Genomic DNA, 12,446 nt, shown 5'->3' on the forward strand with positions numbered 1-12,446 from the left:
TCCGGCGCTCCCACCCGCCCATGGTGCCCTCCAAGCTCCGCGCAAGCCTGCGCGGGTCTATTCCCGCCCGAGGCTCGGCCGCGCAGGTCCCGGCCTGCCTGCGCCCCACCACACGCATCCTGACGAACGAGGTCCCGCAATGAGTCTCATCGGCGTGCTCCGCACCGGCGTCTCGGGCATGAACGCCCAGTCGAACCGCATCTCGACCGTCGCGGAGAACATCCAGAACTCCGGCACGACGGGCTACAAGCGCAGCTCGACGGAGTTCTCCTCGCTGCTGATCGCCGACACCGCGGGCAGCAACTACAATTCGGGCTCGGTCGAGACGACGGTGCGCCGGGCGGTGTCCGAGGGCGGCACCATCAGCGCCACGACCTCGAAGTCCGACCTCGCCATCGACGGCAACGGCTTCTTCGTGGTCAAGGACCCGGCGGGCGCGCCCCTCCTGACCCGCGCCGGCAACTTCAAGATCGACGCCACGTCCAATACCTTCACCAACGCGGCCGGCATGACCCTGATGGGCTACAGCCTGCTCGACGGCGCCGAGCCGACCACGACGCTCAACAGCGTCGCCGACATGGTGCCGATCAGCCTCGCCTCGGTGAGCAGCCGGGCGACCCCGACCACCGAAGCCTCCGTGTCGGGCAACCTGCCTGCCGATGCGACCGCGGCGGCGTCCGGCCAGTACTCGAAGAAGTACTCGCTCGTGACCTACAACCAGCTCGGCAAGGCGCAGACCCTCGACATCTACCTGGCGAAGAACGCCGACAGCTCGTGGACGGCGTCCCTCTACGACGCCGCCGCCAACCCGACCCCGGCGGGCAGCACCCCGGCCCTGCCGAGCGGCTCTCCGCTCGCGGCGGTCACGGTCGGCTTCAACGCCCAGGGCAATGTCACCGGCACCCAGGTCGCAGGCCCTCCGGTCACCTACACGGGCCCGAAGTCGTTCGACCTGACCATCCCGGGTGCCAGCGGCGGTTCGGTCACGGTCAATCTCGCCAGCCTGACGCAGCTCGCGGGGGATTACAGCGTGGAGGGCCAAGCCAACGGCAAGGCGCCGGCGGCCGTGACCGGCACGTCCTTCGACGCCGACGGCACCGTCTACGCCACCTTCGACGACGGCTCGCGCCTGGCGGCCTTCCGGGTGCCGATCGCCACCGTGCCGAGCGCGGACAACCTCGAGCCGCGCTCCGGCAACGTCTACCGGCCGACGGTCGAGTCCGGCGACATCCAGGTCGGCTTCGCCAACCAGGGCGGGCGCGGCACGATCAAGTCGGGCGCCCTCGAGCAATCGAACGTCGACGTCAGCACCGAGCTCACGGCGATGATCGAGTCGCAGTCGGTCTACACCGCCAACTCGAAGGTGTTCACCACCGGCAACGAGATGCTCGACACCCTGATGAGCCTGAAGCGGTAACGGTCGACCGGCCACCAGGAGCTGACAGATGGGCCTCTCGCTCGCGCTCAACACGGCACGCTCGGCGCTCCTGGCGACGTCGAGCCAGATCGCGACCTCCGCGCGCAACACCGCGGGGGCGAACGATCCCGGCTACTCGCGCAAGGTCGTCAGCCTGGTCGGCGGCGGGACCGGGACCACGGTGGTCGTGTCCCGCGCGAGCGACGCGGCCCTGTTCATCCGCAAGCTCTCCGCGACCTCCGCGTCGGCGGAAGGACAGGCGCTCCTCGACGGGCTCACCAGCCTGTCGCGGACGGTCGGCGACACCAGCGAGGCGGGCTCGCCCGCCGCGCGCCTCGGCGCCCTCAACGCGTCGCTCCAGGCCGCCGCCAACAACCCGGGCGACACCGGCCTCGCCCGGGCCGCGGTCGAGAGCGCCCGGGACCTCGCCACCAGTCTCAACGCCGCGGCCGGCGCCGTGCAGGACGTGCGCGAGCAGGCCGACCGGGGCATGGCGGACTCGGTCGCGACGATCAACGATCTCCTCGGCCGGTTCGACCGCGCCAACCGGGCGGTGATGCGGGGCACCGCCGCGGGCCAGGACGTCAGCGACGCCCTCGACGACCGCGACCGGATCCTGTCGCAGCTCTCCGCCGAGATCGGCATCACCGTCAGCGACCGCCCCGGCGGCGACATGGCGGTCGCGACCGACAGCGGCGTACTGCTCTACGACCGGGGCGCCCGGGCCGTGAGCCTCACCCCGACGATCGCCTTCGCGGCGGGAACCCGGGGCGCCGCCGTGACGGTCGACGGCGTACCGGTGACCGGCAGCGCGTCGCCGATGCGGCTGTCGAGCGGCCGGCTCGCCGGCCTCGCCACCCTGCGGGACGAGACCTCGGTCGCCTACGAGAACCAGCTCGACGCGATCGCCGGCGCCCTCGTCGACACCTTCCGGGAGACCGATACCCGCCTCCCCTCCGACCCGCTCTACGTCGGGGCGAAGGCCGGCCTGTTCACGGCGGGTGCGAGCGGCGCCCTGCCGGGCTCGACGACCGGTCTCGCCGGCCGGATCGCGCTCAACGCGGCCGTCGACCCGACCCGCGGCGGCGACCTGGGGCTCCTGCGCGACGGCGGCATGAACGGCGCTGCTTACCGGGCGAATCCGGGAACGGACGCGGCCTATGCCGGCCGCCTGCGCGAGCTGACCGGCAGGCTCGGGACCGCCCGCAGCTTCGCGCCGGGCCCGCCGCTGGACGAGACCGCGACGCTCACGGGCTTCGCCGCCGATTCCGCCGGCTGGCTCGAGGCGACCCGCAAGGCCGCCTCCGGCGACGCCGACTACCAGAAGACGCTGCTCGGCCGGGCCACCGACGCCCTGTCGAACGCCGTCGGCGTGAACGGCGACGACGAGATCGCCCTGACCCTCCAGCTCGAACGCTCCTACACCGCCTCGGCCAAGATCCTGACCATGGTGGACGACCTGCTGACGACCCTCCTGAACGCGATCCGCTGAGGCGTCGCGGCGGCGACCCCGGAAGACAGAGCCCTGCCAGCCATGATGACCACGAGCTACATCTCCAGCCTCAGCCTGTGGAACGCGCCCCGCAGCGGGGCGGCGAAGCTCCAGTCCGAGATCGCCGACGCGACCCGGGAGATCGCCGAGGGGCGCTACGCCGATGTCGGGCTGGCGCTCGGCGGCCAGGTGAGCCGCAGCCTCTCCTTGCGCCAGAGCGCGGCGGAGATCGCCGTCCTCAAGGACGGCAACGGCGTCACGGCGCTCCGCCTCGGCGCGAGCCAGGGCACCCTGCAGCAGATGCAGAAATCCGCCGACGCGACCTTCGCAAGCCTGACCGGGCTGACGGCGGACAAGCGCGTCGCCGCCATGGCGGCCTCGGCCGACGACACCCTCGCGTCGCTCACCGCCCTCCTCAACACCAAGGCCACCGGGCAGGCCCTGTTCGCCGGCACCAATACCGGCACCGGCCCGATCCGGGACGACGCCGCGGCGAACGCCAAGGCGAATGCCGCGGCGGCCTTCAAGCTCGCCTTCGGCTTCCCGCCCGGCGATGCGCGGTCCGCCACCCTGACGGCGTCCCAGATCCAGAACTTCCTGGAGGGCACGGTCGCGGCCCAGTTCGCCGACCCGAACTGGGGCACCACCTGGTCGCAGGCCTCGGGAACCGCCGTCACCAGCCGGATCTCGCTCAGCGAGACCGTGACCACCTCGGTCACCGCCGATGCCGCGCCGTTCCGTCAGCTCGCCCAGGCCGCCGTCGTGGCGGGGCTCGGCCTCACCGGCCTGTCGGCGGAGGCGCAGGACGTCGTCTCCGGCCGGGTGATGGGCCTTCTCAGCAAAGGCAGCGCCGGGCTCGTCTCGCTGCAGGCCGATCTCGGCCGCAGCCAGTCGCGCCTCGCCGACGCCAACACCCGGCTCGACGCGCAGGCCGACCTCATCACCAAGGAGATCGCCCGCCTCGAGGCGGTCGATCCGGCCGAGGCCAAGACCCGGCTCAACGCCGCGACGACGCAGCTCCAGATGTCCTACTCGCTGACCGCGCAGCTCCAGGAGCTGTCGCTCCTGAAATACGTCGCGTAACGGGCCTCGCGCAGCACGCGATCCGTCCCGGCACGGCAAGACTCAGCAAGACACCAGACCGACGAGGCATCGGCCCGATGTACCGCTTTTCCTATTCCGAGATCCTGGAGGACGCCCCGGAGGTCGGCCGCGAGCGCGAGCGCGCCGCCTTCGACCGGGCGCTCACCCTCCTGCGCGACGTCGAGGCCCGCGGCCTCGCCGGCCCGGAGCGGACGGCCGCCATCGGCTTCCTGCAGAGCCTCTGGAACGTGCTGATCGCCGACCTCCTGGCGCCCGAGAACGCCCTGCCCGCCTCCTTGCGCGACGACCTGATGTCGATCGGCGCCTGGACCATGCAGGAGGCGGGCGCGGTCCTGCGCTCGCCCGAGCGCAGCCTCGCCGCGCTGATCGAGGTGAACGCCTCGATCCGCGACGGGCTGCGGTGAGCGCCGCCATGCGCCTGTCGCTGCGTGCCGGCGAGCGGATCTACATCAACGGCGCCGTCCTGCGGGTCGACCGCAAGGTGGCGATCGAGCTCATGAACGACGCGACCTTCCTGCTCGAGAGCCACGTGCTCCAGGCCGAGGAGGCGACGACGCCGTTGCGCCAGCTCTACTTCGCGGCCCAGACCATGCTGATCGACCCCGGCCGGGCCGAGGTGGCCCGGGGACTCTACGATGGCATCCGGGCCGGCCTGCTGGCGACGACTGGCGAGGCGGTGCTGCGCGACGGGCTCGAGGCCGCCCATTCCTTCGTCGAGGCCGGCCGCCTGTACGAGGCCCTGAAGCTGATCCGAGGGCTCTACCCCCTCGAGGCCGCCCTGATGGCGCAGGGCGAGGTACCCCTCGCGCCGGTCCCGGCGCTCGGCACCCTCGCGCGGCGCGCCCGCGGGCCCGAGCGCTCCCGGGAGCGGGCGCCGGCGCGGCCCCAGGTTCCCGTCCCTGCCTCCGTGCCCGGCCGCCGCGCCGCCTCCCCCTCCCTGCCCGCCCTCGATCCGGAGGCCTGAATGACCGTCGACAGCACCGCCAGCGCCACCGCGGGCGGCACCTCCACCACGGCCGCCGCCGCCAAGGCCGGCAGCTCGGTCGCCGCCTCGATGAACTCGGACACCTTCCTGACGCTGCTGATGGCGCAGCTCAAGAACCAGGATCCGACCAAGCCGATGGACTCGACCCAGTATGTCGGCGAGCTCGCGACCTTCTCGCAGGTCGAGCAGGCGACGAAGACCAACCAGAAGCTCGACTCGCTGCTCTCCTCGAGCTTCCTCGACCAGGCCGACACGGTCATCGGCCGCACCCTCACCTCCGCCGACGGCACGATGACCGGCACCGTCCAGTCGGTGCGGGTGACGAGCGACGGGGCGCTGGCGCGGCTGACCAACGGCCAGGACGTGCTGCTGACCTCCGGCGTCACCATCCAGTAAGGTGCTCGCGCCCAGCACCTGGCGCTTCGGAGATTCCTCATGAACGAGGTCGACGCCCTCGAACTCGTCCGCGCGGCGATCTGGACCGTGATCGTCGCGGCGGGCCCTGCGGTCGGCGCCGCGATGCTCGTCGGCATCGCGGTGGCGCTCCTGCAGGCGCTCACCCAGATCCAGGAGGTCACCCTGACCTTCGTGCCGAAGATCGTGGTGATCCTGCTGGTGCTCCTCGTCACCGGCACCTTCGTCGGCGGGCAGATCCACGCCTTCGCGGAAGCCGCCTACGGGCGGATCGCGACGGGGTTCTGAGGGAGCCCAACCCCCGCGCAAGCTAGCCGTGGCACACCCCCTCGCGACAATCCTGCGCGGAGGGTGGTGAGGTCATGGCGGTGGGCGTGGCGCCGGCGGTCGAGCGCAAGTCGCGGCGGGATTTCGGCTTCGCGGCCGGCATCGTGGCGATCCTGGCGGTGCTGTTCCTGCCGGTGCCGGCTTTGCTCATCGATGTCGGGCTCGCCTTCTCGATCGCCCTGTCGGTGCTGATCCTGATGGTGGCGCTCTGGATCCAGAAGCCGCTCGAATTCTCGGCCTTCCCGACCGTGCTGCTGATCGCCACCCTCCTTCGGCTGGCGCTCGGCATCGCTACGACCCGGCTGATCCTGGCCAACGGCCAGAAGGGCGTGGACGCCGCCGGCCACGTCATCCAGGGCTTCTCGCAATTCGTGATGAGCGGCGACTTCGTGATCGGGATCGTGGTGTTCCTGATCCTGATCACGGTCAACTTCCTCGTCATCACCAAGGGCGCGACCCGCATCGCGGAAGTGGGCGCCCGCTTCACCCTCGACGCGATCCCCGGCAAGCAGATGGCGATCGACGCCGATCTCAATGCCGGGCTGATCGACGACAAGGAGGCGCAGCGCCGGCGCCGGGAGCTGGAGGAGGAGAGCGCCTTCTTCGGCTCGATGGACGGCGCCTCGAAGTTCGTGCGCGGCGAGGCGGTGGCCTCGCTCATCATCATCGCGGTCAACGTCTTCGGCGGCATCATCATCGGCACGACGCGGCACGGCCTGCCGCTCGGCACCGCCGCCGACATCTTTACCAAGCTCTCGGTCGGCGACGGCCTGGTCTCGCAGATCCCGGCGCTCATCGTCTCGCTCGCCGCCGGCCTCCTCGTCTCGAAGGGCGGCACGCGGGGCACCGCCGAGCAGGCGGTGATCGGCCAGCTCGGCGCCTATCCCCGCGCGCTGCTCGTCGCGGCGGCCATGATGGGGGTGTTCGCCCTCGTGCCGGGCCTGCCCTTCCTGCCCTTCACGGCCTTGAGCGGCCTCCTGTTCTTCATCGCCCGCACCATCCCCCGCCGGCTCCAGGCCCAGGCCGAGGCGGCGACCGCCAGGGCCAAGGCCGAGGAGGCGGTGAAGCAGGCCGAGGCCAAGGAGAAGGATTCGGTCAAGGACTCGCTCAAGACCCCGGAGATCGAGCTCTGCCTCGGCCGCCAGGCCGCCTCGCAGATCCAGGCTAGCCAAGCCGAGCTCGGCCACCGGGTCGCCAAGATGCGGCGCAAGTTCGCGCGCCAGTACGGCTTCGTGGTGCCGGACATCAAGGTCACGGACAACCTCGCGCTGCCGCCCAAGAGCTACCAGATCATGATCCACGGCACCGTGGCGGCCGCCCAGGAGATCCGCCCCGGCGAGATGCTGGTGGTGGTCGGCGACGGGCCGAAGCCCGACGTGCCGAGCGACGAGGTGCGCGAGCCGGCCTTCGGCCTCAGGGCGCTGTGGGTGATGGATTCCTACGCGGCGGAGGTGCGCCGCGGCGGGTTCGAGCCGATCGACGGCGCCTCGGTGCTGCTCACCCACCTCTCCGAGGTGATCCGCAACAACCTGCCGCAATTCCTGTCCTACAAGGACATGCGCGGCCTGCTCGACCGGCTCGACCCCGAATACAAGCGCCTGCTCGACGAGATCTGCCCGTCGCAGATCTCGTATTCGGGCCTGCAGGCGGTCCTGAAGCTGCTGCTCGCCGAGCGGGTCTCGATCCGCAACCTGCACCTGATCCTGGAGGCGGTGGCCGAGATCACCCCCCACGCGCGCCGGGCCGAGCAGATCGCCGAGCACGTGCGGATGCGCATGGCGCAGCAGATCTGCGGCGACCTCGCCGAGAACGGCGTGCTCAACGTGCTCCGGCTCGGCGCCAGCTGGGACCTGTCGTTCCACCAGAGCCTGAAGCGCGACGCCAAGGGCGAGGTGGTGGAGTTCGACATCGACCCGCGGCTCGTCGAGCAGTTCGGCACCGAGGCCTCGGAGGCGATCCGCACGCGGATGCGGGAGGTGCACGGCTTCGCCCTCGTCACCGCGCCGGACGCCCGGCCCTACGTGCGGATGATCATCGAGCGGATCTTCCCCACCCTGCCGGTGCTCTCGCACCTCGAGATCGCGCGGGGCGTCGAGATCAAGTCGCTGGGCACGGTCTCGTGACGGGGATCGGGCCGGACAGCTTCCTCGCGGTCTTCCTGATCTTCTGCCGGGTCGGCGGCTGCCTCCTCGTGGTGCCGGGCTTCTCCAGCCCGCGGGTGCCGCAGCAGGTCCGCCTCCTCATCGCCGGCGCGGTCTCGCTCGCCATCGCGCCGCTGATCGTGCCGCAATTCGAGCCGCGGCTCGCCGGCCAGGCCCCGACCCAGACGCTCGCCTGGATCGCCAGCGAGACCCTGACCGGGCTGATGATCGGCTTTCTCGGCCGGATCTTCATCCTGGTCCTCGAGACCGTGATGAACGCGACCTCGACCATGGTGGGCTTCGGCAGCATGCCGGGCTCGCCGATCGAGGGCAGCGACCCGGTGCCGGCGGTCGAGGCGCTGATCCTGCTCACCGCGACCGCGATCCTGTTCGCCGCCGACCTGCACTGGGAGCTGTTTCGCGGCCTCGTCGAATCCTACGCCCGCATCCCGCCCGGCGAGGGCGTCGGCTCCCAGGTGATCCTGACCCGGATCGTCGACCAGGTCGCCGCAGCCTTCATGCTGGGATTGCGCATCACCGCGCCGTTCATCATCTACGCGATCCTGGTCAACCTGGCGGCGGGCTTCGTCAACAAGCTCACGCCGACGATTCCGGTCTACTTCGTCGCCACGCCGTTCGTGATGTTCGGCGGCCTCCTGATGCTCTACTATCTCGCGGGCGAGTTCATGACGCAGTTCCTCCTCGGCTACGCGGCCTGGCTGCAGCGCGGCTGATGGCGCAGGGCACCGGCGACCGCCTCAAGCGCGCCCAGCGCCTCGTCGCCGTGCAGGAGCAGATGCGGCGCGCGGCCGAGGTCGAGCTCGCCGGCATCCGCGAGCGCGCGGCCGGGATCGAGGCCGACCGGGCGCGGCTGCTCGCGGCGCTCGCCTCCTCCGATCACGGCCCGATGCTGCTGGAGGTGACCTCAAGGCGCCTGCGCAGCCTCGCGGCGCAGGCCACCGCGCTGGAGGCCGAGGCCGCGGCGCAGGCCGAGGCGGTGCGCGAGCGCGGCCTCGCGAAGAAGCGGGCCGAGGCCCTGTCCGAGCGCCGGGCCGACGACCACCGCCGCGAGGCGGACAAGCGCGACGACCTCGAGCGCCTCGACGGGCTCGCCGCCCGCATCGGGCGTCGCGACGCAAGCCTCCCGTAAGCCAGGGCGGGTAAGGCTTCGTTCACCACGAGAATCCGGACGTCAAGCCGATGAGCATCTCCCCGCCCTCCGACATCGTGCTCGACGTCGCCCGGGCCGCCGATCCGGCGCGCTACCAGGAGGCCGCGGCCAAGCTGTCGCAGCCCGGCAGCGCCGGCGCCACCGCCTTCGCGGATGCGGCCCGCGACGTCGGCCTCTCGACCCACATGCCGCTCGATGCCCGCGGCACCCTCACCGGCCTGCAGAACCAGACCAGCCTGTCGGGCGCCGGCAGCGATCCCTACAAGAAGTTCGAGGGGCTGGTGCTCCAGCAATTCGTCGAGGCGATGATGCCGGAGAAGTCCGAGACCGTGTACGGCAAGGGCAATGCCGGCGGGATCTGGAAGTCGATGCTGTCCGAGCAGATCGGCACCCAGATCGCCAAGGCCGGCGGCATCGGCATCGCCAGGATGCTGACGACCGCCCACCCGGCCGCTCCCGCTCCCGCGCCGGCGGAGGCCGCGAACCCCGCGGCCAAGGTCTGACCGCCATGCTGCTCGCCTGCGTCAAGCGGCTGGAGGCCGTGGTCGAGGAGGAGACCGAGGCCCTGGAGGCCCGCCTTCCCGTCGACCTCGCCGACCTCAACCGCCGCAAGAGCCAGGGGCTCCTGGAGCTCACCCGCCTCACCCGCGGCCTCGACACCGCGACGCTCGACGCCACGGTGGCGATCCACCTCGCGCGCCTGCGCGACAAGCTCGCCCGCAACCAGGAAGTCGTCGCCCTGCACCTGCGGGCGCTGGAGGAGATCGACGACACCCTGGCCCGGGCGGCGCTCGCCGCCGAGTCGGACGGCACCTACACCGCGCGGGCGAGCCTGCGGTCATGAAGATCCTGATCACCGGCCTGTGGATCTGCGCCGTCACCATCGCGTCCTGCTACGGCGCGGTGACCTTCGGCGGCGGCATCTTCTCGAAGAAGACCGAGCCGTACCTGGAGGGACTCCAGTACCAGAAGCTCGCGCCAATCAACATCCCGATGATCGCCGACGGCCGCGTCCAGGGCTACGTCATCGCCGTCCTCGTCTTCACGGCGGATGCCAAGCTGATGCACACCCTGCCGGTGCCGCCGAATGCCTTCGTGGTCGACGAGGCCTTCCGCCAGATCTACGCCGACCCGGCCCTCGATTTCCGCCGCCTGGCGAAATACGACATCACCAAGCGGCTGGCCGAGGTGCGCGCCAAGGTCAACGAGCGCTTAGGGGGCGACGTGGTCAAGGACGTGCTGGTGGACGAGATCAACTTCGTCGCCAAGCGCGAGGTGCGGTCGTAGGGCGTCCCGCATATCGAGCGTCGGAACGGCGAGCGGACGGGGATCGCCCCCGCCCGTCGCGTCGTCGCGTTCAGCGGGTCCGGTTGGCCGGGCTCGTCGCCGCGGCGTTGCCGCCGCTGTGGCTCGGCAGGTCGTCGGTGCGGGCGGCCGAACCCGGCGCCACGGGCGCCACGGTGCCGGTGGTGGCCGGCATGTCGCGACCGGGCATGCCCTTCTCGGCGTTGCTCTTCACGCTGCCGGGATTGTTCATGTTGTTCTCGGCCGAGCCGGGAACGCCGGCCTGCGCCAGGGCGGCCCCCGTGAGGGCGACGGTGGCGGCGAGGGCGAGCAGGGTCGAACGCATGGGCTTTTCCTCCGAGGTGGTGTGGGGCGGCAACGCGCGGTAGCGCGGCCAAGCTCCCGAGTTCCGAATTCCCGAATCTCGGCCTCCCGGTTTTCCCCAGGGCGGCCGGCTTGTCGTCGTCGATGCGAGTTCCTATTTTGTTCTCGTCGAGGACGACGAGGAACGGAGACGCGCGATGCAGCCCTCACCCGATCGCGACGAGGACACGGCCGAGACCGCGCGCATCGAGCAGGCGGCCTGGACCGCCGCGATGATCGAGGCCGAGCGCGAGCGCGCCCTCGACGCCTGGCTCGCCCGCGAGGCCGGCCTCTAGAACCGGGCAGCCCGCATGGCTGCCCGTTCGCGCGACAGACGCCGCCCGGATTTTCCGCAGACTTGACCCTTGCGTCCCGGCACGAGCCAAGTATCGTGGCCCGCATATCGTTCGTAGACGAACGAAAAGACCTTCCGGCGGCTCCTGGTCGCGCCGGAACCGGACGGAGGTTCTCGCCATGTCGCCCCCGGACAAGATGTCGACCCGCGACGAGATGGTGCTGCCTCTGTCCCGCCGCACGGTCCTCGGCGGCCTCGCCGCCGCCCCGCTGAGCCTCGCGGCGTCCCGGGGGGCGCTGGCGCAGGGATCCGGGCCGATCCGGATCGGCGAGCTGAATTCCTACGGCCGCATGGCCGCCTTCGCGGTGCCCTACCGCAATGCCATGCAGCTTGCCCAGGACGCCGTCAACAAGGCCGGCGGCATCAAGGCGCTCGGCGGCCGCCCGATCGAGATCGTGTTCCGCGACGACGGCTCGACGCCCGGCGACGCGACCCGGGTCGCCGAGGAGCTTTTGACCCGCGAGAACGTCGCCTTCCTGTGCGGCACCTTCCTGTCCAACGTCGGCCTGGCCGTCGCGGATTTCGCCAACCAGCGCAAGGCCCTGTTCCTCGCCACCGAGCCGCTCACCGACGCCCTCACCATGGGCAGCGGCAACCGCTACACCTTCCGGGTGCGGCCCAACACCTACATGCAGACCCGGATGCTGGTGGAGGCGGTCAAGGACCGCGGCATCAAGCGCTGGGCGATCGTGGCGCCGAACTACGAGTACGGCCAGTCGGCGGCGGCCAACTTCAAGAAGCTGATGAGCGCCGCGGTGCCGGGCTTCGAGGTGGTCGGCGAGCAGTTCCCGGCGCTCGGCAAGGTCGATGCCGGCGCCACCGTCGGCGCCCTGTCGCAGATGAAGGCCGACGGGCTGTTCAACGTGCTGTTCGGCGCCGACCTCACCGCCTTCGTGCGCGAGGGCAACACCCGCGGTCTGTTCGAGAAGCGCACCGTCGCGAGCCTGCTCACCGGCGAGCCGGAATACATGATCCCGCTCGGCGACGAGACGCCCGAGGGCTGGGTCACCACCGGCTATCCGTGGGAGACGATCGAGGGCAACGGCCACAAGGAGTTCGTGGCCGCCTACCGGGCCCGGTTCAACGACACGCCGCGCCTCGGCTCGCTCCTCGGCTACGTCGTCGTCGGCATGATCCGCGACATGCTGGAGAAGGCCGGCTCGACGGAGACCGAGGCGATGATCGCGGCGCTCGAGGGCCTGACCTCCCAGACCATCGCCGGCCCGGTGACGATGCGGGCGCTCGACCACCAGTCGACGCTCGGCGCCTGGATCGGCGAGACGGCGCTGAACGGGCGTCAGGGCACGATGAAGAAGATCCGCTACGCCGACGGGGCGAACTACATGTTCCCCGAGGCCGAGGTGAAGGCGGCCCGCAAGGCCTGACCCCCGAG

Annotated in this window: 16 protein-coding genes; 15 read left to right on the top strand and 1 reads right to left on the bottom strand. The window is 71.1% G+C overall.

What is annotated here, in order from left to right; all coding sequences use genetic code 11:
• The first annotated feature begins 139 nt into the window (after positions 1–139).
• The 13 genes from DK419_RS06490 to DK419_RS06550 all read left to right on the top strand — a co-directional run bounded on the left by DK419_RS06490 (position 140) and on the right by DK419_RS06550 (position 10,338).
• A complete protein-coding gene (locus tag DK419_RS06490) occupies positions 140–1,417 on the top strand; it encodes a flagellar hook protein FlgE (RefSeq protein ID WP_109958361.1) in 1,278 nt (425 codons plus the stop codon).
• Positions 1,418–1,445: 28 nt separating this feature from the next.
• A complete protein-coding gene (gene flgK, locus DK419_RS06495; protein ID WP_109958362.1) occupies positions 1,446–2,909 on the top strand; it encodes a flagellar hook-associated protein FlgK in 1,464 nt (487 codons plus the stop codon).
• A gap of 42 nt (positions 2,910–2,951) precedes the next feature.
• Complete coding sequence (locus DK419_RS06500; protein ID WP_208642291.1) at positions 2,952–3,992, top strand: flagellar hook-associated family protein; 1,041 nt, start codon at positions 2,952–2,954, stop codon at positions 3,990–3,992.
• Positions 3,993–4,069: 77 nt separating this feature from the next.
• Positions 4,070–4,417, top strand: a complete 348-nt coding sequence (gene flaF, locus DK419_RS06505; protein ID WP_109958363.1) for a flagellar biosynthesis regulator FlaF — start codon at positions 4,070–4,072, stop codon at positions 4,415–4,417.
• Between the two features lie 8 nt (positions 4,418–4,425).
• Positions 4,426–4,977: a flagellar biosynthesis repressor FlbT gene (gene flbT, locus DK419_RS06510; RefSeq protein WP_109958364.1), complete on the top strand. Its 552-nt coding sequence runs from the start codon at positions 4,426–4,428 to the stop codon at positions 4,975–4,977.
• The gene (gene flgD / locus DK419_RS06515) at positions 4,978–5,394 is read left to right on the top strand and encodes a flagellar hook assembly protein FlgD (RefSeq protein WP_109958365.1); all 417 of its coding nucleotides are present in this window, start codon (positions 4,978–4,980) and stop codon (positions 5,392–5,394) included. It abuts the gene before it with no gap.
• Positions 5,395–5,433: 39 nt separating this feature from the next.
• Positions 5,434–5,700, top strand: coding sequence for a flagellar biosynthetic protein FliQ (locus DK419_RS06520; RefSeq protein WP_109958366.1), 267 nt, complete (start codon positions 5,434–5,436; stop codon positions 5,698–5,700).
• A gap of 74 nt (positions 5,701–5,774) precedes the next feature.
• Positions 5,775–7,862: a flagellar biosynthesis protein FlhA gene (gene flhA, locus DK419_RS06525; protein ID WP_109958367.1), complete on the top strand. Its 2,088-nt coding sequence runs from the start codon at positions 5,775–5,777 to the stop codon at positions 7,860–7,862.
• Positions 7,859–8,614, top strand: coding sequence for a flagellar biosynthesis protein FliR (gene fliR / locus DK419_RS06530; protein WP_245442853.1), 756 nt, complete (start codon positions 7,859–7,861; stop codon positions 8,612–8,614). The genes flhA and fliR overlap by 4 nt, the downstream gene beginning before the upstream one ends.
• Positions 8,614–9,030, top strand: coding sequence for a hypothetical protein (locus tag DK419_RS06535; RefSeq protein WP_109958368.1), 417 nt, complete (start codon positions 8,614–8,616; stop codon positions 9,028–9,030). The genes fliR and DK419_RS06535 overlap by 1 nt, the downstream gene beginning before the upstream one ends.
• 50 nt (positions 9,031–9,080) lie before the next feature.
• Positions 9,081–9,554: a rod-binding protein gene (locus DK419_RS06540; RefSeq protein WP_109958369.1), complete on the top strand. Its 474-nt coding sequence runs from the start codon at positions 9,081–9,083 to the stop codon at positions 9,552–9,554.
• Positions 9,555–9,559: 5 nt separating this feature from the next.
• Positions 9,560–9,895, top strand: coding sequence for a flagellar protein FlgN (locus tag DK419_RS06545; protein ID WP_109958370.1), 336 nt, complete (start codon positions 9,560–9,562; stop codon positions 9,893–9,895).
• Positions 9,892–10,338 (top strand): hypothetical protein, encoded by a 447-nt coding sequence (locus DK419_RS06550; RefSeq protein WP_109958371.1) that lies wholly within the window; start codon positions 9,892–9,894, stop codon positions 10,336–10,338. Before DK419_RS06545 ends, DK419_RS06550 begins: the two co-directional genes overlap by 4 nt.
• Positions 10,339–10,408: 70 nt before the next feature.
• Here the strand turns inward: DK419_RS06550 and DK419_RS06555 are convergent, their stop codons facing one another.
• On the bottom strand, positions 10,409–10,681 hold the full coding sequence (locus tag DK419_RS06555; protein WP_109958372.1) for a hypothetical protein: 273 nt from the start codon (positions 10,679–10,681) through the stop codon (positions 10,409–10,411).
• A gap of 175 nt (positions 10,682–10,856) precedes the next feature.
• Here DK419_RS06555 and DK419_RS28535 point away from each other — a divergent pair, with 175 nt between their 5' ends.
• Together DK419_RS28535 and DK419_RS06560 are read left to right on the top strand one after the other, a co-directional pair.
• Complete coding sequence (locus tag DK419_RS28535; protein WP_162561161.1) at positions 10,857–10,994, top strand: hypothetical protein; 138 nt, start codon at positions 10,857–10,859, stop codon at positions 10,992–10,994.
• A gap of 178 nt (positions 10,995–11,172) precedes the next feature.
• On the top strand, positions 11,173–12,438 hold the full coding sequence (locus DK419_RS06560) for an ABC transporter substrate-binding protein (protein ID WP_245442854.1): 1,266 nt from the start codon (positions 11,173–11,175) through the stop codon (positions 12,436–12,438).
• The last annotated feature ends 8 nt before the right edge of the window (positions 12,439–12,446 follow it).

The sequence above is a fragment of the Methylobacterium terrae genome (genome assembly GCF_003173755.1).
Taxonomy (GTDB): Bacteria; Pseudomonadota; Alphaproteobacteria; order Rhizobiales; family Beijerinckiaceae; genus Methylobacterium; species Methylobacterium terrae.

Bases quoted from the DNA above. Each gene is read 5' to 3' on its own strand.
- DK419_RS06535 (WP_109958368.1), top strand. From the start codon at position 8,614: ATGGCGCAGGGCACCGGCGACCGCCTCAAGCGCGCCCAGCGCCTCGTC.
- DK419_RS06490 (WP_109958361.1), top strand. From the start codon at position 140: ATGAGTCTCATCGGCGTGCTCCGCACCGGCGTCTCGGGCATGAACGCC.
- DK419_RS06540 (WP_109958369.1), top strand. From the start codon at position 9,081: ATGAGCATCTCCCCGCCCTCCGACATCGTGCTCGACGTCGCCCGGGCC.
- DK419_RS28535 (WP_162561161.1), top strand. From the start codon at position 10,857: ATGCAGCCCTCACCCGATCGCGACGAGGACACGGCCGAGACCGCGCGC.
- DK419_RS06520 (WP_109958366.1), top strand. From the start codon at position 5,434: ATGAACGAGGTCGACGCCCTCGAACTCGTCCGCGCGGCGATCTGGACC.
- flhA (WP_109958367.1), top strand. From the start codon at position 5,775: ATGGCGGTGGGCGTGGCGCCGGCGGTCGAGCGCAAGTCGCGGCGGGAT.
- DK419_RS06500 (WP_208642291.1), top strand. From the start codon at position 2,952: ATGATGACCACGAGCTACATCTCCAGCCTCAGCCTGTGGAACGCGCCC.
- flaF (WP_109958363.1), top strand. From the start codon at position 4,070: ATGTACCGCTTTTCCTATTCCGAGATCCTGGAGGACGCCCCGGAGGTC.
- flgK (WP_109958362.1), top strand. From the start codon at position 1,446: ATGGGCCTCTCGCTCGCGCTCAACACGGCACGCTCGGCGCTCCTGGCG.
- DK419_RS06550 (WP_109958371.1), top strand. From the start codon at position 9,892: ATGAAGATCCTGATCACCGGCCTGTGGATCTGCGCCGTCACCATCGCG.
- flbT (WP_109958364.1), top strand. From the start codon at position 4,426: ATGCGCCTGTCGCTGCGTGCCGGCGAGCGGATCTACATCAACGGCGCC.
- DK419_RS06555 (WP_109958372.1), bottom strand. From the start codon at position 10,681: ATGCGTTCGACCCTGCTCGCCCTCGCCGCCACCGTCGCCCTCACGGGG.
- flgD (WP_109958365.1), top strand. From the start codon at position 4,978: ATGACCGTCGACAGCACCGCCAGCGCCACCGCGGGCGGCACCTCCACC.
- DK419_RS06560 (WP_245442854.1), top strand. From the start codon at position 11,173: ATGTCGCCCCCGGACAAGATGTCGACCCGCGACGAGATGGTGCTGCCT.
- DK419_RS06545 (WP_109958370.1), top strand. From the start codon at position 9,560: ATGCTGCTCGCCTGCGTCAAGCGGCTGGAGGCCGTGGTCGAGGAGGAG.